Here is a 23,043-nt window from a genome sequence, read left to right on the forward strand (position 1 = left end):
GCCCGCGATAATTAGCAGAATTTTAACAAACCAACGCAAACAAAACTACATAATCCATGGTTGATTAACAACGTTATATCCCTGTCAATCAAACTTTATTGCGGTTTAAAATCAAGTGGAACATTCTTAAACACTTCATAAACATCCTGACTTGGAGGTTTAGGGATTTTAGCAAGTTTGGCTGCGGCGATGGCGGCCTGACACAGTGCCGGGTCTCCTCCTTCCGCCTTAACATCAATTAATAGACCGTCTGGTGCCAATTTAATTCGCAGATTACAGGTACGGCCTTTGTAAAGATCTGCATCATAAAATTTACTTTGGATCGCGGCGGTTACCTGGCCCTGATAGCCACTGATATCACCGGCGGATGCCCCGCTCTTTTTACCACCGCCTTTACCGGCAGCAGCAGCGCCTGCACCTGAGCCACTTTTCGGCGCATTCTTGGAGTTTGCCAAGCCACCGAATAAACTATCGACATCGGTTGCCGCAGCCGCTTCTGCGGCGGCCTTTTTCTTAGCCTCAGCCGCAGCAGCTTTTTTAGCATCAGCGGCGGCTTTCTTCTCAGCATCCGCAGCAGCTTTCTTCTCGGCAGCCTTTTTCGCATCTTCTGCCGCTTTCTTCGCGTCAGCATCAGCTTGTTTCTTCGCAGCAGCGGCGACAGCGGCCTCTTTTTTGGCCTCAGCTTCGGCTTTCTTCTGCGCTTCGGCCTGCGCTTTCACCAGTTTATCGGCTTCTGCTTTGGCCTGAGCCGCAGCAGCCTCAGCTTGCTTTTGTTCTTCTTTTGCTTTTGCCGCCGCGGCAGCGGCCGCTTTCTGTTGTTCAGCCGCCTCTTTTTGCTGTTCTGCAGCTTGTTTTTTCGCTTCTTCAGCCGCCTGCTTAGCATCTTCTTGTGCTTGCAAACGCTCTTTTTCCAATTCTTTCAGTCGTTGTTGTTCAGCCGCCTGTTTTTGCTGCAATTCTTCTGCTTGCTGATCGGCTTTCTTCTGGCGTTGCTGTTCCGCCCGCTTGGCGTCCGTCTGCTGCTGTTGCTGACGGTTATATTGCTCTGTCACCGCACCTGGGTCGACCATGACGGCGTCAATAACTTCACCGCCAGCACCGCCGCCGCCCATTTCAGTCGTCTGCGTCAGAGAGCCCCAAATCAACAGGGCAATCAATATGATGTGCAGAACCACCGACACTATAACAGCGCGATTCAGCTTATCATTTTGCTCGGTTGCCTTACCCACGCTCGATTTCCACACTCGATGTCCGCGCTCTATTGCTAAAAAACGGAACTGCCAAAAACAGGGTCGCTACTGACTGAAGTGACTATCAACCCAGTCAATATCAACGCAAATTTATATCGGTTGAGTCATTAAGCCCACCGACGTTACTCCAGCCTGATGCAGCATATTTAGGGCCTTAATAATTTCATCATAAGGAACCTCTTTTGCCCCGCCAATCAGGAACACGGTCTTCGGATTTGCTTTCAATCTTGCTTGCGCCTCTGCCACGACTTGTTCTGAGGGCAGTTGCTCCATGCGCTGATGGTCAATCACCAGCGAGTATTGGCCTACACCTGAGACTTCGACAATCACCGGAGGATTATCATCGCTGGAGACAGTTTTCGAATCCGTCGCATCAGGTAAGTCCACCTCAACACTTTGCGTAATAATCGGTGCTGTCGCCATAAAAATCAGCAATAACACCAGCAAAACATCGAGCAAGGGAACAATGTTAATTTCAGACTTAAGCTCGCGCCGTTTACGACCACGTACTCGCGCCATACAACCCCCTACTTATTTGCTCTCGGCGCTGGCGAAAGCCTGACGATGCAGAATAGCAATGAACTCTTCCATGAAGTTGTCATAGTTTTGCTCAAGTTTATTCACTCGCAAATTCAGGCGGTTATAAGCCATAACTGCAGGGATAGCAGCGAACAGACCAATCGCCGTAGCAATCAGTGCTTCTGCAATACCCGGTGCGACCATTTGTAATGTCGCCTGCTTGACTGCCCCCAGAGAAATAAAGGCATGCATAATCCCCCATACTGTACCAAACAGGCCGATATACGGACTGATTGAGCCGACAGTACCCAGGAACGGAATATGTGTTTCTAGCGCTTCTAACTCACGATTCATCGAGATGCGCATGGCACGGGAAGCACCGTCAATCACCGCTTCGGGTGCATGGCTGTTTGCACGATGTAAACGCGCAAACTCTTTAAACCCGGAATGGAAGATTTGCTCGGATCCCCCCAGCGTATCGCGGCGAGCCTGACTTTCTTGATACAGGCGAGACAGCTCAATGCCAGACCAAAATTTGTCTTCGAAAGCTTCTGCATCGCGGGTCGCAGCATTCAGAATACGCGTTCGCTGAATGATGATCGCCCAGGAAGCAATAGAAAAGCCCATTAATACCAGCATGATAAGCTTAACAAATAGGCTTGCCTGCAGGAATAAATCCAGAATGTTCATGTCAGCCACTACTTAAACTCCGCGACAATAGACTTAGGAAGCGCTCTTGGCTTCATTTGGTGTGGATCGATACATGCGATCAATACTTCTGCACTACTCAGAAGATTGCCATGTGAGTCGAGAATTCGTTGAGCAAACGTGAGAGAAGCTCCACGCATTGCGGTAATTTCACTCTGAACCTCCAGCATATCATCAAGACGTGCAGGCGCCAGATATTCTACCGTCATGCGGCGGACAGCGAAAGCGACATGCTCACTGAGCAATTGCTGCTGGTGAAAATTGCGTTGGCGCAACATTTCAGTGCGCGCCCTTTCGTAAAAGGCAACGTAGCGCGCGTGGTAAACCACGCCACCAGCATCAGTGTCTTCAAAATAGACACGTACCGGCCATCGAAACAACGTATTACTCACTCTACTTCCCAGTAATGCAATTAACGGACACACTATACTGAAGAGCGCTAAGCTTTGGAATCACTTGCGAGAATAGAACGAAAATAATTATGGGCCAGGCGGCCCATAAAGGAGAGATTGTGTTCAGATTAGGCGAAACGCAGCAAGATTAGACAAAAAAGTAGAATAATCCCGCGCCCAAGATCACAATTGCGGGAAGTGGTGAGAAAAAAGCTCGCAACCACACCCGTTTTGGACGAAAACCGACGCCATGAATCACACCGGTACACACGGCCCACACAATAAAGAATTCTTGCCAAACCTCAAGTGAGCTGGTGGCCGCCGCAAAGCGCGTAGGGTCCCAAAACACACAGAAAGCCACAGCAAAGGCGAGCAGCAGTGAAAGGGCCCGGAGTGGGCCCTTGTCCATGAGGAAATATAGCTTATCGGACAACATCATCTTTGCCATTATTAGCGGCTTTCGCTGCTGCATTGGCTTCACTCTGCTCCAGCGCCAGAGCAGTAATGATACCAAAGGAGCAGGCCAGAAGTGTCCCTAGAATCCAGGCAAAATACCACATGCTTTATGCTCCTTAGTACAGTGAATGCTTATTGTTTTCGATAAAGTCTTTATCAATGCGCCCAAACATCTTGTAGTAACACCAACTGGTGTAAATCAGGATGATAGGAACAAAGATTATCGCAACAATGGTCATCACTTTCAGCGTTAACAGACTAGATGTTGCATCCCACATTGTCAGGCTAACATTTGGCACGGTGCTTGACGGCATAACAAACGGGAACATGGTGACCCCGGCCGTCAAGATAACACAGGCAATAGTCAGTGATGAGAACAGGAAGGCCCAAGCCCCTTTTTCAAAGCGCGACAGCAAAATGGTGAACAGTGGCAAAATCACGCCCAGTGCTGGCAGCGCCCACAGGCTTGGATACTTGTTGAAGTTAATCAACCATGCCCCCGCCTGATGTGCCACTTCTTTGCGCATCGGGTTAGATTCAGCTGCTGTATCCAACACTGAAGTCACAACAAAGCCATCAATACCTTTGACTAACCAAATACCGGCCAGCAAGAAGGCCACCCCCATCACTAATGCAGAGATCTGCGCAGCAGCACGGGCGCGTAGGTGTAGCTCACCGCGAGTACGCATTTGCAGGTAAGTCGCACCTTGAGTGACCAACATGGTTAAGCTGACTACCCCGGCCAGTAAGCCAAACGGGTTGAGTAACTGGAAGAAGTTACCGGTGTAGAACAGCCGCATATAGCTGTCCATATGGAACGGCACACCTTGCAGCAAGTTACCGAACGCCACACCGAACACCACTGCAGGCACGAAGCTGCCGACAAAAATGCCCCAGTCCCACATGTTGCGCCAGCGATTATCCTCCAGCTTAGAGCGGTAATCGAAACCGACCGGGCGGAAGAATAACGCCGCCAGCACCAGAATCATCGCAATATAGAAGCCGGAGAATGCGGCGGCATACACCATTGGCCAGGCCGCAAACAGCGCCCCACCCGCGGTTATCAACCAAACCTGATTACCATCCCAGTGCGGGGCAATCGAGTTAATCATAATACGACGTTCTGTATCATTCTTACCGATGATACGCAGCAGGATACCGACACCCATATCGAAACCATCGGTGACTGCGAAACCAATCAGTAGCACACCGATCAGCAGCCACCAGATAAATCGTAATACTTCATAATCAAACATAAGTGGACTCCTGTTTACCGTGCTTCCTGCACTGGGGCAGTCGGCTGTTCAAAATGATAGCGGCCAGTTTTCAGGCTGCTAGGCCCAAGGCGCGCGAATTTGAACATCAGGTACATTTCTGCTACCAGGAACAGCGTGTACAAACCACAAATTAGCCCCATGGAGAATAGAATATCTCCTGCACTGACCGATGAGTTTGCAATTGCTGTCGGCAGCACTTCACCGATGGCCCATGGTTGGCGACCATATTCCGCCACAAACCAACCTGCTTCTACTGCAATCCACGGTAATGGAATACCGAACAGTGCGGCACGCAGTAACCATTTCTTCTCACCAATCCGGCCACGAACCACGTTATAGAATGACAGGCCGATGATAAGCAGCATCAGGAAGCCACAGGCCACCATGATGCGGAAGGCGAAATACAGCGGCAGAACACGTGGGATAGAGTCCTGTGCTGCGAGCTGGATCTGTTCTTCAGTGGCATCAGTGACATTTTGTGTATAACGCTTCAGTAACAGACCGTAGCCCAGATCTTGTTTGGCCTTACTGAATGCTTCACGCACGGCAGGATCAGTATTACCCGCACGCAATTTTTCTAGCAGACTGTAAGCATGGATACCATTACGGATACGGACTTCGTGCTGAGACATCAAATCACGTAAGCCGATAACCGGTGTATCCAATGAACGGGTTGCAATTATCCCTAGGGCGAATGGAATTTGCACCGCAAAGCGGTTTTCCATGGTTTCCTGATTAGGGATCGCAAATAGAGTGAAAGCTGCCGGCGGTGGCTGGGTTTCCCATTCAGCTTCAATGGCAGCCAGTTTGGTTTTCTGCACGTCACCCATTTCATAACCAGATTCATCACCCAGTACAATAACAGACAACACGGCAGCTAAACCAAAGCTCGCAGCGATAGCAAAAGAACGTTTGGCGAACGGAATATCACGGCCTTTTAACAGATAATAAGAGCTGATACCCAGAACAAACATCGCGCCGGTGACATAACCTGCGGCCACAGTGTGAACGAATTTCACCTGAGCAACTGGGTTGAGCACCAACTCTGAGAAGCTCAGCATTTCCATACGCATAGTTTCAAAGTTGAAGTCAGATGCAATCGGGTTTTGCATCCAGCCGTTGGCAACCAAGATCCACAGCGCCGAGAAGTTAGAGCCTAAAGCTACCAACCAAGTTACGGCTAAATGCTGGTGTTTACTCAGACGATCCCAACCAAAGAAGAAGAGACCGACAAAAGTAGATTCTAAGAAGAACGCCATTAAACCTTCAATGGCCAGAGGGGCACCGAAGATATCACCGACGTAATGTGAGAAATATGACCAGTTAGTCCCGAATTGGAACTCCATAGTCAGACCAGTAGCAACACCCAGAGCAAAGTTAATCGCAAATAACTTACCCCAGAACTTGGTCATATCTTTGTAGATTTGCTTGCCAGACAGCACATAAACCGATTCCATAATTGCCAACATAAACGCCATACCTAGCGTTAGTGGGACAAATAAGAAATGGTACATTGCCGTTAAGGCAAACTGTAACCGTGACAGTTCGACAATATCAAACATCTTGACTCCTTGCTCCTCGCAGGAAGACTCCGACTTGCGGCAACTTAACCTCCATTATATTGGAAGTTTCGTTATTAGCCGCAGTGAATGCCCAAAAAAACACAACAAAAATAACAATATCAACTACCCAGTATTACACCGCGGTAATAGTACGCTTCTAATCCCACACAATAAATAGGATTTTACGTGACCCAGCTTTGAGTTCTGGATACAGGTCAACAAATAGGCCATTTGCCCATCATGCCGTAGTTTGATCCAGGGCAATTTAAGCCCATATGAACATTATTGCCATATTCAAAAGTTGATTTAGAACAATTAATTCTTTTTCATGTTAATTAAAAGTTTGATTGTTTTTATATAATCCCGAGCTGTTAATAAAATGTAATTTTATAGTTTAGCGAATGCTTTATTACGTCGTTATTATGCGATCTAGATTAACTTTTAAATTTAATATTTTCAGGGTGAGTTAAATCACATTTCTGCACTTTATATGAGTATATTAGTCCATCCTGAGGGAAGCGTTCGCAAGTGTTGCCATTTTGTTGCATGATGAAGTGCAATTACTCAATAAAATATTGCATCCTCAACCATGAAAAACCTAGCGCTCACCAGCTTACTCTGTCTCAGCCCGGCCGCTTTCGCCGCGCAACAGGTCGATATAACCATCTTGGGCACCTCTGATTTACATGGCACTTTTGTGCCGTGGGACTATGCCAGTGACAGTGAAAATCTGGCGGGTAGCCTGAGCCAGATTGCCACTAAAGTGGATGAAATTCGTGCCGAACAACCGAATATCATTCTGGTAGATGCCGGCGATACTATTCAGGGGAATTTTGTTGAAACCTTCAAAAATGAACCTATTAGCCCGATGATCCTGGGCTTCAATGCTTTGAAATATGATGCATGGGTGATGGGCAATCACGAGTTTGATTTTGGCCTCAAAGTGCTGTCTAGCTCTGTTAAGCAATTCGATGGTGCCGTGCTGGCGGGCAATATCTTCTGGGATTCGGGTAAACCCTACCTCCCCTCTTATAAAATCATTGAACGCCAAGGGGTTAAAATCGGCATCATCGGGATGGATACTCCCATGACGGCTGAATTTGCTCAGGGCACCTCTCGCATCAATGGCATCCATTTCACTAACCCGGTGCAGGAAGTGAAAAAGGTTATCCAGCAAATCCAACCTCAGGTGGATGCTATTGTTCTGGTGGCCCATATGGGGATCGACAATGAAAATCAGCGGCCGGGAACCGGTGTCGGCGATATAGCCCAAGCCAACCCCGAGCTGGCGGCCATCGTCGCTGGCCATATGCATGTGAAGATTGATAAAGCAGTGGTAAATGGCGTTATTATTACTGAGCCGGATAAATATGGCCGCGCGCTGTCGCGTATTGACCTGAAATTTGAACAACGTGATGGAAAATATCATCTGATAGAGAAAGACAGCTACACCTATCCCATCAAAGACATTGAGTCAGATACCGCGCTGGAAGCTATCTATCAGCCCTACCACGACATTTTGCGTGCCAATGCAAATCGAGTCATTGCTCAATTGAGTGGCAGCAACCTGGTACCACCGGATGAGATTAAAGGCATTCCTCAGGTGCATGTGCAAGACACAGGTATCAGCGCGCTGTATCAGGAAGCCGCGCATTATTATGCGCCGCGGGCGCAAGTCATCGCCTTACAAATTGATAATGACCGTCCCAAAATGAATGTGGGGGATATCACGGCTAAAGACATTGCATTTAACTATCAATATGCTGGCGGTGAAATCACGGTTTATGCTTTGACTGGCAAAGAGTTAAAGCAATATATGGAGTGGGCGGCTGGCTACTTTAATCAAGTCAAACCGGGCGATGTCACTTACAGCTTTAATCCGCAGCGCCGTGCCTCTAAATACTCCACCAACGACTTCTTTGCTGGCGTGACCTATACCATTGATTTACGCCAACCTGTAGGCTCGCGCATCACCAACTTGCGTCTTAATGACGGCACGCCAGTGGCGGATACCACTCCTATTCAGCTGGGGATGAACAGCTATCGGATGGGCCATTTGACACAAAAAGGTGGCGTGCTCGAAGGGCGGACATTCCCGATATTGTCGGACAGCAAAACCGAATACGGTGAAGAAGAAGGCACTATCCGCAATCTGACGATTCGTTACCTCACAGAGATTAAAGCGGGGAAATATGAGGGAAAACCTCAACAACGCTGGCATTTGGTCGGATTAGAGGGCTATGCCACAGAGCGGCAGATTGTTAAGCAACTGATTAATGATGGCAAAATTGCCGTGCCAACCACCGCGGATGGCCGCTATACCAATATTGCATCAATAAATGTCCAAGATAAGTTGCTTAAAGATAAAGCCAGTTACAGCGCCGCGTTGTCAGTATTGCAGCAAAAGGTTTCTAACAGTAGTGATAAGCAGGCTAAACAGCAGGCACAAACAGATATTGTATTAATCACTGCTTTGAATAAGTTCTGATGGAGCATTAAAAAGGCCACCGAGAGGTGGCCTTAGAGTGCTCTCAAAGTCAAATGAAGGGGAATCGTGCCGCTGGGGTCGTAGTCGCGTATGCGACCGGAGTGCCCCGAGGTGCGGTAAACCCTTCACTCACTAAGTTACTTGTCATTAACCTCAAGCCACCGCAAGGTGGCCTCAGGTGTCGAACTAACACTGAAACCAGTGCACTCGATGTTATTTATTACTTTGGTATACCGCTTTCACGGCATTGCCAATTTCAGCCAGGCTGCGGACAGTTTTCACGCCCGCTGCTTCCAGCGCAGCAAATTTATCATCCGCAGTCCCTTTACCACCAGCAATGATGGCACCAGCATGGCCCATACGTTTGCCTTTTGGTGCAGTTACACCGGCGATGTAGCCCACAACAGGTTTGGTCACGTGCTCTTTAATATAAGCTGCCGCTTCTTCTTCTGCATTACCACCGATTTCACCGATCATGACGATGACTTCAGTTTGCGGGTCTTCCTGGAACAACTTCAGAATATCGATAAAGTTAGAACCTGGGATTGGGTCACCGCCAATACCTACACAGCTTGATTGGCCAAAGCCGATGTCAGTCGTCTGTTTTACCGCTTCGTACGTCAAAGTACCGGAGCGAGAAACGATACCGACTTTACCTGGCAAGTGGATATGGCCTGGCATAATACCAATCTTACACTCACCTGGGGTGATAACACCCGGGCAGTTCGGGCCAATCATGCGCGCATCGGATTGATCTAATTTGACTTTGACCACCAGCATATCCAACGTCGGGATGCCTTCGGTAATACAGATAATCAGTTTGATACCGGCGTCGATAGCTTCCAGAATTGAATCTTTACAGAACGGCGCGGGCACATAGATAACAGATGCTGTGGCACCGGTAGTTTCTACGGCTTCACGTACTGTATTGAACACTGGCAGCCCCAGATGCTGGGTTCCGCCTTTGCCCGGCGTCACACCGCCAACCATTTTTGTGCCATAGGCAATCGCTTGCTCGGAGTGGAAAGTCCCCTGGCTACCGGTAAAACCCTGACAAATAACTTTGGTGTTTTTATCAATTAAAATAGACATTATTTAGCCCCCACTGCCGCTACAACTTGCTGAGCCGCATCTGTCAGGCTGGTCGCAGCAATGATATTCAAACCGCTGTCTGCCAGTTTTTTGGCACCCAGTTCGGCATTATTCCCTTCCAGACGAACCACCACCGGCACGTTGACACCCACTTCTTCAACCGCACCAATGATGCCGTCAGCAATCAGGTCACAACGCACTATGCCGCCGAAAATGTTAACAAACACCGCCTTCACTTTGTCATCAGACAAAATGATTTTAAAGGCTTCAGTCACGCGCTCTTTGGTGGCACCACCGCCAACATCCAAGAAGTTAGCCGGATCGCCACCGTGCAGTTTCACGATGTCCATCGTCCCCATCGCCAAACCAGCACCGTTGACCATACAGCCAATGTTGCCATCCAGCGCAACGTAGTTCAGTTCCCACTGTGCAGCATGGGCTTCGCGCGCATCTTCCTGGCTTGGGTCGCGCATTTCACGCAGTTCAGACTGGCGGAACAAGGCGTTACCATCAGCACCCAGCTTGCCATCCAAACAAACCAAATCGCCCTGCTTGGTAATAACCAGCGGGTTTATCTCAACCATGGCCAAATCACGTTCCAAGAACATGGTTGCCAGACCCATAAAGATCTTGGTGAACTGAGCAACTTGCTTGCCGGTCAGACCCAATTTGAATGCCAATTCACGGCCTTGATAAGGCTGCGGGCCAGTCAACGGATCCAATGCGGTTTTGTGGATCAGTTCTGGCGTTTCTTCGGCAACTTTTTCAATTTCAACGCCGCCCTCGGTGGAGGCCATAAACACCACACGACGGGAGCTACGGTCAATAACCGCCCCCAGATACAGCTCTTTGTCGATATCAGTCGCAGCTTCAACCAAAATTTGGTGAACCGGCTGACCATGGACATCAGTTTGATAAGTAACCAGTTTTTTACCTAACCACTGTTCAGCGAAAGCACGAATATCTTCTTTGCTGTTGACCAGTTTCACACCGCCCGCTTTACCGCGGCCACCAGCATGTACCTGACATTTAACCACCCACGGGCCAGCACCGATTTTAGATGCGGCTTCTTCTGCTTCACGCGGTGTAGTACAAGCGTAGCCAGTTGGTGCTGGCATGCCATACCGAGCAAACAGTTGTTTTGCCTGATATTCGTGTAAATTCATGATGTTCTATCCATATAAGGTCTGAGATGGGCCGAAGCCTTCCAGGTAGCCTGATTGCGCGCAGGTAGGTCATCAACACCTTGCAATCAGACTGACCTTGTCATTTATCTTTTTTATACGTCGAGCAGTAAGCGAGCTGGGTCTTCCAGCATCTCTTTCACTGTCACCAAATAACCAACGGATTCACGGCCGTCAATCAAACGGTGATCGTAGGACAGTGCCAAATACATCATTGGCAGAATCACTACCTGACCATTTACCGCCATAGGTCGGTCTTTAATGGCATGCATGCCAAGAATTGCACTTTGTGGTGGGTTAATGATCGGAGTCGACATCAGTGAGCCGAATACGCCGCCATTGGTAATGGTGAAATTACCGCCGGTCAGTTCTTCAACTTTCAGTTTGCCGTCACGGCCTTTTACGGCCAGTTCTTTGATTTTCTTCTCAATATCAGCCATACCCATGGTGTCTACATCACGTAGCACTGGAGTTACCAAGCCGCGCGGCGTCGAAACCGCAATGCTGACATCAAAGTAATTGTGATAGACCACATCTTCGCCATCGATAGAAGCATTCACTTCTGGGTAGCGTTTCAGTGCTTCGACCACCGCCTTGATATAGAAAGACATGAAGCCCAGACGAACACCATGGCGCTTCTCGAAAGCCTCACCATACTGTTTACGCAAGTCCATGATTGGCTTCATGTTAATTTCGTTAAACGTGGTCAACATGGCGGTGCTGTTTTTAGCTTCCAGCAGGCGCTCAGCAACACGTTTACGCAGCCGCGTCATTGCCACGCGTTTTTCACTGCGGCCCGCGATAGGTGCGACAGGTGCTGCGGTTTCAACTTTGGTTTCTGCTGCTACTGGTGCCGACTTGCGGCTTGCCAAATAACTCTCGATATCTTCACGCGTCAGACGGCCACCAACACCACTGCCTTTGATTGCCGCGGCATCCAGAGAATGCTCAGCAATCAGGCGGCGAATCGCCGGGCTGAGGGTATCGTTGCTTTCTTCTTCCAAGCTAGCCGTCTGGCGCTGAGCAGGAGTGGACTCGGTGCTTTGGCTTTTCTCTTCTGTCGGCAGGCCAGAACTATCACTTGGGCGAATGCGGCCCAGCACTTGGCGTGAAACAACCGTAGCACCTTCATCTTCCAAAATCGCATCCAAAATGCCGTCCTGACTTGCAGGAACTTCCAGAATCACTTTGTCTGTTTCAATCTCAACCAGTACTTCATCACGTTTGACGCTATCGCCCGGTTTTTTGTGCCAAGTTGCAACAGAGCCATCGGCGACAGACTCAGGGAGGTCAGGAACATTAATATCTACGCTACTCATTCTCTATCCTTTATGTGTTAACCGGTCGCTATTCAACTGTCAGCGCGTCATTAACCAGAGCTTGTTGTTGTTTCTGGTGTACGGAAATGTATCCAACTGCCGGCGAAGCGGACGCTGGGCGGCCTGCGTAACGCAAGGAGGCACCAAATGGAATCACTTCACGGAAATTGTGTTGGCTGCAATACCAAGCCCCTTGGTTCAGCGGCTCTTCCTGACACCAAACGAAATCATGCACATGAGCAAATTGTTCCAACACCGCTTGCACCGCTTGATGTGGGAACGGATAAAGCTGCTCGATACGCACGATAGCAACATCGGTTTGCCCATTTTTGCGGCGCTGTTCCAGCAAATCATAATAAACTTTGCCAGAGCACATCACGACGCGTTTAACGCCTTTCGGATCCAGCTCGTCAATTTCACCAATCGCCGGCAAGAAGCTGCCATTAGCCAATTCATCCAGTGATGATACCGCCAATGGATGACGCAACAATGACTTAGGTGACATGACCACCAGCGGACGGCGCATACCACGTAATGCCTGACGGCGAATCATGTGGTAAACCTGTGCTGGTGTTGATGGGATACACACCTGCATATTTTGTTCGGCACAAAGTTGCAGATAGCGCTCCAGGCGAGCAGAGGAGTGCTCTGGACCTTGCCCTTCATAACCGTGCGGCAACAACATGACCAAGCCACACATCCGGCCCCATTTCTGTTCGCCAGAACTGATAAATTGGTCAATAACAACTTGAGCGCCGTTGGCAAAGTCACCGAACTGCGCTTCCCAGATAGTCAGAGTGCGCGGTTCTGCTGTAGCATAGCCATATTCAAACGCCAAAACAGCCTCTTCCGACAACACTGAGTCCCATACCTGGAAATCACCTTGTCCACTGTGTACGTTAGCCAGCGGCACGTAAACTGAGCCATTTTTCTGGTTATGAATCACCGCGTGGCGATGGAAGAAAGTACCGCGCCCGGCATCTTCACCCGATAAACGAATCGGGATGCCCTCGTCGACCAAGGTGGCATAGGCCAATGTTTCCGCACCGCCCCAGTCAAATAGCTTCTCGCCGCTGGCCATCAAGGCGCGATCGCCATAGATTTTGGCAACCCGAGATTGCATTTCAATGGCTTCTGGCGCATGGCTGATACGGCGCGCCAGATCTTGCAGCCGCTTCATATCAACTTTGCTAGGATACTCTTCATCCCATTCATGGTTCAGATACGGTGACCAAGTAAAGGATTGCAGATTCATCGGACGCCATTCTTCCACGACACAATCGCCGTGATCCAGTGCATCGCGATACAGGTTGACCATTTCCGTGGCATCTTCCAGGCTGGCGATATTTTGCTCGGTCAGCTTGTCAGCATAGATTTTGCGCGGCGTCGGGTGTTTTTTGATCTTCTGATACATCACTGGCTGTGTTGCACTAGGCTCATCGGCTTCGTTATGCCCATGGCGACGGTAGCAAACCAGGTCAATCATCACGTCACGTTTAAAGGTGTTACGGAAATCCAACGCCAGACGGGTAACAAACGCTACAGCTTCAGGATCATCAGCATTCACGTGGAAAATCGGTGCCTGCACCATTTTAGCAATATCGGTACAGTATTGAGTCGAACGTGCATCCAGTGGATTCGAGGTGGTGAAACCAATCTGGTTATTGATAACGATGCGCACTGTCCCGCCCACTTCATAGCCACGGGCCTGAGACATGTTCAAGGTTTCTTGTACGACACCCTGCCCAGCAATCGCCGCATCACCATGAATGGTGATTGGCAGCACCATATTGCTGCGCGCCTCATCTAAACGGTCACGACGAGCTCGCACTGAGCCAATAACAACTGGGCTGACAATTTCTAGATGTGATGGGTTAAAGGCCAGCGCCAGGTGAACCAAGCCGCCTTCGGTTTCCACATCAGAAGAGAAACCTTGGTGATATTTAACATCACCCGTGCCTAAATGCTCTTTATGCTTGCCGGCGAATTCATCGAACAAATCTTCCGGCTTTTTACCCAACACGTTAATTAATACGTTCAAGCGGCCACGGTGCGCCATTCCCAGAACCACTTCACGTGTTCCATTTTTACCGGCATGGCGAATCATTTCTTTCAGCATGGTGACCAGCGAATCGCCGCCCTCCAGAGAGAAACGCTTAGCACCAGGGAATTTGGCCCCTAAATAACGCTCCAAACCTTCAGCTGCAGTCAGTTCACTCAGGAAACGGCGCTTCTCTTCATCGCTGAATATGGGTTTCCCGACCACCGACTCAATACGCTGCTGGAGCCAACGTTTTTCTTCGGTGTTGGTGATGTGCATGTATTCAGCGCCAATAGAACCACAGTAGGTCTGTTTCAGAGCTGCATACAGGTCAGACAGCTTCATGGTTTCTTTGCCTATAGCAAAAGAACCGACATTGAAGGTGTTCTGGAAATCGGCTTCGGTCAGATGGTGATAGGCAGGATCAAGGTCTGGAACAGACTCCTGCTTCCACAAACCGAGTGGGTCAAGGTTGGCATGTTGATGACCGCGGAAGCGGAAGGCGTTGATTAACTGCAACACCTTGACTTGCTTGGCATCATTTTCAGGATCGCTGATAGATGTGTTGTAACGAGAGGGATCCTTCGCCAAGCGACGGAAATACTCACGTGTTTGAGAGTGGAACTGATCAGGTTTTACACCCGTTGTAGGTAGTTGTAGAAAAATTGAACGCCAACTATCATCAACGGAACCAGGATCGGTTAAAAAGTCTTCATAGAGCTGCTCTATGTAGGACTGGTTCGCGCCCGCCAGATAGGAGGAATCCAGCCAGGCCTTCATTGCGCCGTTCTGCATCATGATCCCTTAAGCTTTGAAGCTTCAGTTTTCGCCGTGGTTAACATATACACCGTAATATCAACGGTTTGCCGTAAAAACGGTTCACTCGATGTGCTCAATGCACATTCTGTTATGGACCTTAACGGTCCCGTTCAAGGAACCTCTAAAAACTGACCGCTCGCCCGTTTTTAGAGATTCCCTACCTTATGTAACCCGGGAAACACATTCCCCGGGTTAATAAACTCACATCATGCACTACGTTGCAACAACATAGATTTAATGTGGCCAATGGCTTTGGTCGGGTTAAGGCCTTTAGGACAAACACTGACACAATTCATGATGCTATGGCAGCGGAAAACACTAAAAGCGTCGTCCAGATCATCCAAACGTGCTGTTGTCTCAGTATCACGGCTGTCTATCAGGAAGCGATAGGCCGCCAGTAACCCTGCCGGGCCAACAAATTTATCCGGATTCCACCAGAATGACGGACAAGATGTTGAGCAACAGGCGCATAGGATGCATTCATACAGGCCATCCAGTTTTTCGCGCTGTTCCGGAGACTGTAAATGCTCACGTGCCGGCGGATTTTTGCCATCATTCAATAGGTAAGGTTTAATTTTCTCGTACTGAGTATAAAACTGCCCCATATCGACCACTAAATCCCGCACCACCGGTAACCCCGGCAATGGGCGAATCACAATCTTTTTATTGCCCTTTTGCAATGCCGACACTGGCGTAATACATGCCAAGCCATTTTTGCCATTCATATTCAAACCGTCAGAGCCACAAACCCCTTCACGGCATGAACGACGAAACGATAGCGTCGGATCTTTTTCTTTTAACTGGATAAGGGCATCCAGCAACATCATATCCCGACCTTCTTCCGCCTCTAACGTGTAATCCTGCATATGCGGCGCGTTATCGACATCCGGGTTGTAGCGATAAATTGAGAACTCAAGTTTCATGACTTTTTCCTCCGCAACGGGTTAGGTTTCACCCTATCAACACAACACATGCCTTAGTAAGAACGCACTTTCGGCGGGAATGCCGCGCGTAGCTTAGGTTGCATGTTTACCTCACGGCGGGTCATGCTTTCAGTGCCTGGCAAATACAGCGAGTGACACAGCCAGTTCGCATCATCACGTTCCGGGAAGTCAAAGCGGCTATGTGCGCCACGGCTTTCGGTACGGAAATTTGCAGACACTGCGGTGGAAAACGCCGTCTCCATCAAGTTATCCAACTCCAGGCATTCAATACGCTGGGTATTGAACTCGCTAGAAGTGTCATCCAGGCGGGCATGGTGTAGACGTTCACGGATAGTTTTCAGCTCCTCCAACCCTTTAGCCATCGCGTCCCCCTCACGGAACACCGAGAAGTTATGCTGCATACAGGATTGTAATGCTTTACGGATTTCAACCGGATCTTCACCTGAACGGGTGTTATTCCAACGGTTCATACGATCCAAGGAAGCTTCAATGTCTGAATCACTGGCATCGCGGCTGGTACCCTGCTCCATCAATGACTCTTGCAGATGCATACCGGCGGCACGACCAAATACCACCAAGTCTAGCAATGAGTTACCACCCAAGCGGTTTGCGCCATGGACGGAAACACAGGCAATTTCACCTACCGCAAACAGACCAGGGATGACAACATCTTCACCCTTTTCATTGACGGTGATGGCCTGGCCGGTCACTTTGGTTGGAATTCCACCCATCATGTAATGGCACGTTGGGATAACCGGAATAGGTTCTTTGATTGGGTCAACATGCGCAAAGGTACGAGATAGCTCAAGAATACCCGGCAGGCGGGACTCCAGCACATCTTTACCCAAGTGATCCAATTTCAGTTTGGCATGAGGCCCCCACGGGCCATCACAACCGCGGCCTTCACGGATTTCAATCATAATGGAACGCGCAACAACATCACGACCCGCCAAATCTTTGGCGTTCGGAGCATAACGTTCCATAAAGCGCTCACCGTGTTTATTCAGCAGATAACCGCCCTCACCACGACAGCCCTCGGTGACCAATACACCCGCCCCGGCAATGCCGGTCGGGTGGAACTGCCACATTTCCATGTCCTGCACCGGAACGCCGGCACGCAAGGCCATACCTACCCCGTCGCCGGTATTAATGTGCGCATTGGTAGTTGATTGATAAATACGCCCAGCACCACCGGTCGCCAGCACCGTGGCGCTTGCTTTAAAATAAACTACTTCACCGGTTTCAATGCAGATGGCAGTACAGCCGACAAAAGCGCCGTCCTGATTCTTCACTAAATCCAGCGCATACCATTCGGAGAAAATGGTAGTGTGATTTTTTAGATTTTGCTGATAAAGGGTGTGTAGCAGCGCATGCCCGGTACGATCGGCTGCTGCCGCAGTACGCGCCGCTTGCTCGCCACCAAAGTTGAGTGACTGCCCACCGAATGGCCGCTGATAAATGCTGCCATCTTCTAAGCGCGAAAACGGCAAACCCATGTGTTCCAGCTCAAGCACCGCTTCAGGGCCAGTTTTACACATATACTCGATGGCATCCTGGTCACCGATATAGTCGGAACCCTTTACCGTGTCATACATGTGCCATTCCCAGTTATCTTCATGGGTATTGCCCAATGCGACCGTGATGCCACCTTGCGCAGATACGGTATGAGAACGGGTTGGAAATACTTTCGATATCAGGGCACAAGACAGCCCCATTTGTGAAATTTGCAGTGCTGCGCGCATACCCGCACCACCCGCACCGATAACAACAGCATCAAACTCTCTGACTGGCAGTTTCATTTAAGCACCCCACACCACAATTGTTCCATACAATAGGTAGACCAGCAGCGTAATCACCACGGCCAGTTGTAACACCAGTCGTACCGCTAGCGGCTTGATATAGTCCGTTAATACCTGCCACAGACCAATCCAGGCATGAGCCAGAATCGACAGCAAGGTCAGCAGGGTAAATACTTTTGTGATGTGCGAAGCAAAGAAGCCACGCCAGATTTCGTAGGTAATGTCTGGGACAATGACAACAAAGCCCAGAATATAGAGAACATACAGAGTGATGACGATCGCAGAAGCACGTAGTAACAGCCAGTCGTGTACTCCATTACGCCCTAACGCAGAAGCATTGCTTACCATACCAGGACTCCAGCTAAAACTGACAGCACCAAGGTTAACACCATTGCTACTTGGGCGGAGCGGGTCCCCGCGGCCAAGCTCTCTTCGATATAGCCGAAATCCATTAACAAGTGACGGATGCCACCGCAAATGTGATAGGCCAGCGCAGTGAGTATTCCCCAGAAGATGAATTTAACAAAAAAGCTATTCATGACAGCCGCCGCTTGCATGAATCCTTCTTGCGAGGAGACAGACAAACCTAACAGCCAAAGGAGGATACCAACGGCAACGAAAGTTATTACGCCAGAGACTCGGTGTAAAATGGACGCTATCGCAGTAACAGGAAATCGAATCGTTTGCAGATCCAAATTGACAGGTCTTTGTTTTTTCACGGTTTTGCCCACACAGCTCTTATTATTTTCCTTCCTCCGGGCCTGGGTGGGGATCAGACAGCGTTAAGAGCCGAAACCCTTCACACCGCACACTTAAACATAACATCCTGCATGCTTAAATGACGTGTTTGATATAACGCTGGGTGCTCCTACTTCAGGGTAATCCGGAGACCTGGCGGCAGTATAGGGGGTTCACATTCTTATTACAATTCCCACACAAACTGATTGGTAACATTTCCCCTGAACAGTGATTAGGATCACGATTTACACAATTTATATAAAATTAATTATCTGATTTGACAAAGAATAAACATTTCCATTACAACTAGGGTAGAAATAAGCCCTATGATGCACTAAAGGTCTGCGGATACACTTCCCCATAAGCTTAAGTTATGCAACAGTGTACTGAGTCAATATCCCCATAGATATCGTAGGCAATGAACCATAAACTATAAGCATCTGACAAATCGTTAACAACTTTGTAACGTCGCCATCAATCTAACCCTTCGGATTGCAGGCCGCATTGGCGAGACACTCTGTACCCTAAATCATGTTGTTACAGTGAATAAAACAGAGCAGTGCTGATGAGAAGATGGCCCCCGGGCCTCTAAGACATTTCAGTTGTTAGGGGTTTTAAAATAAGCGCTAAGGAGACTGTAAATGGCTGACAAAAAAGCGACGCTGAATCTGACAGGCGAAGCTGCGATCGAACTGGGGGTTCTATCCCCAACTCTCGGCACTGACGTGATCGACGTCCGCACCTTAGGTTCCAAAGGGTATTTTACCTATGACCCCGGGTTTACCTCTACCGCATCCTGCGAATCAAAAATCACGTTTATCGACGGTGATGAAGGGATCCTACTGCACCGTGGCTATCCTATTGATCAATTAGCAAAAAATTCTACTTATCTGGAAGTTTGCTACATTCTTTTATACGGCGAAACCCCCACCGCTGAAGAATATGAAACCTTCAAAGCAACAGTGACCCGCCACACCATGATCCACGAGCAGATAACCAGTCTGTTCCGCGGATTCCGCCGTGACTCACATCCGATGGCGGTATTATGTGGGGTGACAGGCGCGCTGGCGGCTTTCTACCACGATGCGCTGGATGTCAATAACGAGCGGCATCGTGAAATCACCGCCTTCCGTCTGCTGTCCAAAATGCCGACGGTCGCCGCGATGTGTTACAAATATTCCATCGGCCAGCCGTTTGTGTATCCGCGCAATGACCTGTCCTATGCCGGCAACTTCCTGCGCATGATGTTCTCTACCCCTTGCGAGGAATATGAAGTTAACCCGGTACTGGAACGCGCGATGGATCGTATTTTCATCCTGCACGCCGACCATGAGCAAAACGCCTCAACCTCTACCGTGCGTACTGCCGGTTCTTCTGGTGCGAACCCATTTGCTTGTATCGCCGCAGGTATTGCATCCCTGTGGGGCCCTGCCCATGGTGGTGCAAACGAAGCTTGCTTGAAGATGCTGGAAGAGATTAAAACCGTTGAGCACATTCCAGAATTCATCCGCCGCGCGAAAGATAAAAACGATTCGTTCCGCTTGATGGGCTTCGGGCACCGTGTGTATAAAAACCACGACCCGCGCGCCACTGTCATGCGCGAAACCTGCCATGAAGTATTGAAAGAGTTAAAACTGGAAGACGATCTGCTGAAAGTGGCGATGGAGTTGGAGCATATTGCGCTGAATGACCCTTACTTCATCGAGAGAAAGTTATATCCAAACGTCGATTTCTATTCAGGTATCATCCTGAAAGCACTGGGTATTCCGTCCTCCATGTTCACCGTCATCTTCGCCATCGCCCGCACCATCGGCTGGATTGCTCACTGGAATGAAATGCACGATGACGGCATCAAAATTGCCCGTCCGCGTCAGCTTTACACCGGTTATGCCGAACGTGATTTTAAGAGCCAATTGAAGAAATAAGCCAATTTAGTCTGCTGCTTAATTCGCAAAACGCCACCTTCTTGGTGGCGTTTTTTATTTTAAAATCAGTGGATTGCGCCACCAGAAATATGCAAATCATGATCAATTTGCAATGCAATCGAGATTGCCAATTCCAATGCTATCATCACAGAGTGCTCTGACATACTTGGCGCTCCGGGGTGATTGACTGCTTGTTCCGGTAAATAAGGGATATGAATAAAACCGCCCTTAACTTCGTCATTAACCTGATGTAACCGATGCAATAACCCATACATAACATGGTTACAAACATAGGTTCCGGCCGTCTGGGACACCGACGCAGGGATACCGGCCTCGCGAATAGCCTGCACCATGGCCTTGATAGGCAAACGGGTAAAGTAAGCCGCGGGGCCATCTTCTACAATTGGCTGGTCTACAGGCTGATTACCCAGATTATCCGCAATGCGGGCATCATCGATATTAATCGCCACCCGTTCGAGACTAATATCAGCCCGCCCACCCGCCTGACCAATGGCCAGCACCAGTACCGGCTGAATATCATCCATAGCGGCATTCAAAGCGGTCAATGCTGCGCCAAAAGCACAAGGTAACTGACGGGCGACCACTTTGACGCCACCGAGCATCAGGTCATTAAGTTTTTTGACCACTTCCCAAGAGGGATTCACTCTTTCGCCGTCAAAGGGCTCAAACCCGGTGATTAATACACTTCTCATCGCCCCTCCTAGAGAAACATCAGGAAATAAAGTAAAAATACGTTAACAATCAAAAGAGTCAGCCCAGTTGGGATCTGAACTTTGATAACCGCATGTTTGTCCGGCAGCTCCAATAATGCAGCCGGAACAATGTTAAAGTTGGCGGCCATGGGGGTCATTAGAGTACCGCAGTAGCCAGAGAACATGCCGATAGCCGCCATAACTGCCGGGTTACCACCATGCTGCAACACCAAAATGGGGATACCAATACCGGCGGTGACGATCGGGAAAGCTGCAAAGGCATTCCCCATGATCATGGTTAACACCGCCATGCCAATAGCATAGACAGCCACGGCAATAAAGCGATGATTTACCGCCAGATATTCCTGCGTCAAATGGGCAATCGCCGTGCCAACACCGGCGGAGGTAAACAACAGGCCAAGAGTCGCCAAAATCTGCGGCAAGATAAATGCCCAGCCAATAGAATCCAACAGACGCCGAGCTTCCTGCACCGGTTGCGCAGCAGTTTCGCGGGTCATCACCACCGCAATCAGCAAGCCCAGCACACAGCCGACAGTCATTGAGAATAAGGTCACCAAAGTGGCATGGTTGCCGCTACCAAATAACCACAGATCCAGCGCAGGAATATTATTAAACAGCAGTACGCCGATAACCGTCACGATCGGAATAGTCAGTGCGGGAATAAACAGCTTGTTCCCCAGGCGCTTAGCGCTCACTTCGCGTTCTTGCTCAGTACGCTGATGATAACTGCCCAGTTTTACCCCGCCAAAACCGGCGATTAACGCCATGATGATGACCACCACGCCGACCGCGATATGTAGAATCCGTTTCTCATCCGGCCCCTCACCCGCCAATGTGTTAGCCAGGCGGTAAGTCCAGTCTCCGACCAGGAAAATCAGGCCGTACAACCCCCAAAATAACCCGGTGGTGATGCGGCGCGGGTTGGCTTTATCTCGAAATGACATTCCGGCCACTATCAGTAAAACGACGCCAGCCAACCAGTATAAATATTGCTGTTGAAAAATCATTGGCCGTCTCCCTTGCTTGCCAAGGCAGACTGATTCAGCGCCGTTAATTCAGCGGCAAGATGTTTATCCAAACGTTGTAAGCGGTAGGCATGAATAAGGAACGCGCAAATCGCCGTCGGAATGCCCCACAGCGCGATATGCAACGGCTCGGTTTGGATACCGCCGGACTCCAGCATAAAGTTGTGCATAAAAATGATGGCACCGAAAGCAACAAAAATATCTTCACCAAAGAACAAGCCAACGTTATCTGTCGCCGCTGACATCGCCCGCAGGCGATAACGTACTTTCTCCGGCAACTCGCCATAACGGGTTTTGGCCGCCCCCTCCGCCATTGGCGCTAATAGCGGGCGCACCATCTGCGCTTGCCCCCCGAGGCTGGTTAAACCCAGCGCCGCCGTGGCTTCACGCACAAACAGATACACAATCAGCAGACGGCCTGAGGTGGCGCTTTTAATGCGCGAAATCCAGGCCTGTGCCCGCTCTTTCAAACCATGGCGTTCAAGCAGACCAATCACCGCCAGGGGCAGTAACAGAATCAAGGGCAGATTGCGGGTGTTCAGAAAACCCTCGCCCAGTTTTTCCAAAATGGTGGCCAGTGGCATAAGTGCCGCCAGCCCCGTGATTATCCCGGCACTGATCACCACCAAAACTGCGTTAATGCGCAGTAAGAATCCGATTATAATCGCCGCGATCCCAATCAGCGGCCAAAGATTTACCGTTTGTTCCAAGATGACTCTCCTGTCCTAAAATAGAGTAAAAAACTGCTATCGATAGATTTTTATCGCAATG

Annotated in this window: 21 protein-coding genes; 2 read left to right on the plus strand and 19 right to left on the minus strand. The window is 49.4% G+C overall.

All coding sequences use genetic code 11. The annotated features are described in order from the left end of the window. Positions 1 to 95 precede the first annotated feature (95 nt). From tolA to cydA, 8 genes are all read right to left on the minus strand, one after another. Positions 96 to 1,229 (minus strand): cell envelope integrity protein TolA, encoded by a 1,134-nt coding sequence (gene tolA / locus D5F51_RS12570; protein WP_162301736.1) that lies wholly within the window; start codon positions 1,227 to 1,229, stop codon positions 96 to 98. A 111-nt stretch (positions 1,230 to 1,340) separates the two neighbouring features. Further along, positions 1,341 to 1,769 (minus strand): colicin uptake protein TolR, encoded by a 429-nt coding sequence (tolR, locus tag D5F51_RS12575; RefSeq protein WP_004712292.1) that lies wholly within the window; start codon positions 1,767 to 1,769, stop codon positions 1,341 to 1,343. Between the two features lie 12 nt (positions 1,770 to 1,781). Further along, positions 1,782 to 2,468 (minus strand): Tol-Pal system protein TolQ, encoded by a 687-nt coding sequence (gene tolQ / locus D5F51_RS12580; RefSeq protein WP_025377616.1) that lies wholly within the window; start codon positions 2,466 to 2,468, stop codon positions 1,782 to 1,784. After that, positions 2,468 to 2,869, minus strand: coding sequence for a tol-pal system-associated acyl-CoA thioesterase (ybgC, locus tag D5F51_RS12585; protein WP_005165498.1), 402 nt, complete (start codon positions 2,867 to 2,869; stop codon positions 2,468 to 2,470). Before ybgC ends, tolQ begins: the two co-directional genes overlap by 1 nt. Positions 2,870 to 3,017: 148 nt before the next feature. Continuing rightward, positions 3,018 to 3,305, minus strand: coding sequence for a cyd operon protein YbgE (gene ybgE / locus D5F51_RS12590; RefSeq protein ID WP_025377615.1), 288 nt, complete (start codon positions 3,303 to 3,305; stop codon positions 3,018 to 3,020). Next, positions 3,292 to 3,429 (minus strand): cytochrome bd-I oxidase subunit CydX, encoded by a 138-nt coding sequence (cydX, locus tag D5F51_RS12595; RefSeq protein WP_005165495.1) that lies wholly within the window; start codon positions 3,427 to 3,429, stop codon positions 3,292 to 3,294. Before cydX ends, ybgE begins: the two co-directional genes overlap by 14 nt. 12 nt (positions 3,430 to 3,441) lie before the next feature. Beyond that, the gene (cydB, locus tag D5F51_RS12600; RefSeq protein ID WP_025377614.1) at positions 3,442 to 4,581 is read right to left on the minus strand and encodes a cytochrome d ubiquinol oxidase subunit II; all 1,140 of its coding nucleotides are present in this window, start codon (positions 4,579 to 4,581) and stop codon (positions 3,442 to 3,444) included. Between the two features lie 14 nt (positions 4,582 to 4,595). After that, entirely contained in the window at positions 4,596 to 6,164 is a 1,569-nt protein-coding gene (cydA, locus tag D5F51_RS12605; RefSeq protein WP_129197115.1) for a cytochrome ubiquinol oxidase subunit I, read from the minus strand. Between the two features lie 589 nt (positions 6,165 to 6,753). Between cydA and D5F51_RS12610 the strand changes: the two genes are divergently transcribed. Further along, positions 6,754 to 8,652: a bifunctional metallophosphatase/5'-nucleotidase gene (locus D5F51_RS12610; RefSeq protein WP_129197117.1), complete on the plus strand. Its 1,899-nt coding sequence runs from the start codon at positions 6,754 to 6,756 to the stop codon at positions 8,650 to 8,652. A gap of 213 nt (positions 8,653 to 8,865) precedes the next feature. On the opposite strand, the gene sucD is transcribed toward D5F51_RS12610, so the two are convergent. The 8 genes from sucD to sdhC form a co-directional block, all read right to left on the minus strand. Next, a complete protein-coding gene (gene sucD, locus D5F51_RS12615) occupies positions 8,866 to 9,744 on the minus strand; it encodes a succinate--CoA ligase subunit alpha (protein WP_025377611.1) in 879 nt (292 codons plus the stop codon). Continuing rightward, complete coding sequence (gene sucC / locus D5F51_RS12620) at positions 9,744 to 10,910, minus strand: ADP-forming succinate--CoA ligase subunit beta (RefSeq protein WP_025377610.1); 1,167 nt, start codon at positions 10,908 to 10,910, stop codon at positions 9,744 to 9,746. Before sucC ends, sucD begins: the two co-directional genes overlap by 1 nt. Before the next feature lie 113 nt (positions 10,911 to 11,023). Then, the gene (gene odhB, locus D5F51_RS12625) at positions 11,024 to 12,247 is read right to left on the minus strand and encodes a 2-oxoglutarate dehydrogenase complex dihydrolipoyllysine-residue succinyltransferase (RefSeq protein WP_129197119.1); all 1,224 of its coding nucleotides are present in this window, start codon (positions 12,245 to 12,247) and stop codon (positions 11,024 to 11,026) included. Positions 12,248 to 12,275: 28 nt separating this feature from the next. Next, complete coding sequence (sucA, locus tag D5F51_RS12630; RefSeq protein ID WP_129199341.1) at positions 12,276 to 15,083, minus strand: 2-oxoglutarate dehydrogenase E1 component; 2,808 nt, start codon at positions 15,081 to 15,083, stop codon at positions 12,276 to 12,278. A 230-nt stretch (positions 15,084 to 15,313) separates the two neighbouring features. Next, positions 15,314 to 16,030, minus strand: a complete 717-nt coding sequence (locus D5F51_RS12635; protein ID WP_005165479.1) for a succinate dehydrogenase iron-sulfur subunit — start codon at positions 16,028 to 16,030, stop codon at positions 15,314 to 15,316. Positions 16,031 to 16,083: 53 nt separating this feature from the next. After that, entirely contained in the window at positions 16,084 to 17,850 is a 1,767-nt protein-coding gene (sdhA, locus tag D5F51_RS12640; protein WP_025377607.1) for a succinate dehydrogenase flavoprotein subunit, read from the minus strand. After that, positions 17,851 to 18,198 (minus strand): succinate dehydrogenase membrane anchor subunit, encoded by a 348-nt coding sequence (gene sdhD, locus D5F51_RS12645; RefSeq protein WP_025377606.1) that lies wholly within the window; start codon positions 18,196 to 18,198, stop codon positions 17,851 to 17,853. Further along, the gene (gene sdhC, locus D5F51_RS12650) at positions 18,192 to 18,581 is read right to left on the minus strand and encodes a succinate dehydrogenase cytochrome b556 subunit (protein WP_050112713.1); all 390 of its coding nucleotides are present in this window, start codon (positions 18,579 to 18,581) and stop codon (positions 18,192 to 18,194) included. Before sdhC ends, sdhD begins: the two co-directional genes overlap by 7 nt. A gap of 648 nt (positions 18,582 to 19,229) precedes the next feature. Here sdhC and D5F51_RS12655 point away from each other — a divergent pair. Further along, entirely contained in the window at positions 19,230 to 20,513 is a 1,284-nt protein-coding gene (locus tag D5F51_RS12655) for a citrate synthase (protein WP_025377604.1), read from the plus strand. Between the two features lie 65 nt (positions 20,514 to 20,578). Here D5F51_RS12655 and pcp read toward each other — a convergent pair whose 3' ends face one another. The 3 genes from pcp to D5F51_RS12670 are packed head-to-tail and all read right to left on the minus strand — an operon-like array spanning position 20,579 to position 22,982. Then, positions 20,579 to 21,226 carry a pyroglutamyl-peptidase I gene (gene pcp / locus D5F51_RS12660; protein ID WP_025377603.1) on the minus strand — a complete coding sequence of 216 codons (648 nt, stop codon included), beginning with the start codon at positions 21,224 to 21,226 and terminating at the stop codon, positions 20,579 to 20,581. Positions 21,227 to 21,234: 8 nt separating this feature from the next. Beyond that, a complete protein-coding gene (locus tag D5F51_RS12665; RefSeq protein ID WP_129197121.1) occupies positions 21,235 to 22,254 on the minus strand; it encodes a DUF979 domain-containing protein in 1,020 nt (339 codons plus the stop codon). Next, complete coding sequence (locus D5F51_RS12670; protein ID WP_025377601.1) at positions 22,251 to 22,982, minus strand: DUF969 domain-containing protein; 732 nt, start codon at positions 22,980 to 22,982, stop codon at positions 22,251 to 22,253. Before D5F51_RS12670 ends, D5F51_RS12665 begins: the two co-directional genes overlap by 4 nt. Between the last annotated feature and the right edge of the window lie 61 nt (positions 22,983 to 23,043).

The organism is Yersinia hibernica, from assembly GCF_004124235.1.
In the GTDB taxonomy this organism is placed as follows: domain Bacteria; phylum Pseudomonadota; class Gammaproteobacteria; order Enterobacterales; family Enterobacteriaceae; genus Yersinia; species Yersinia hibernica.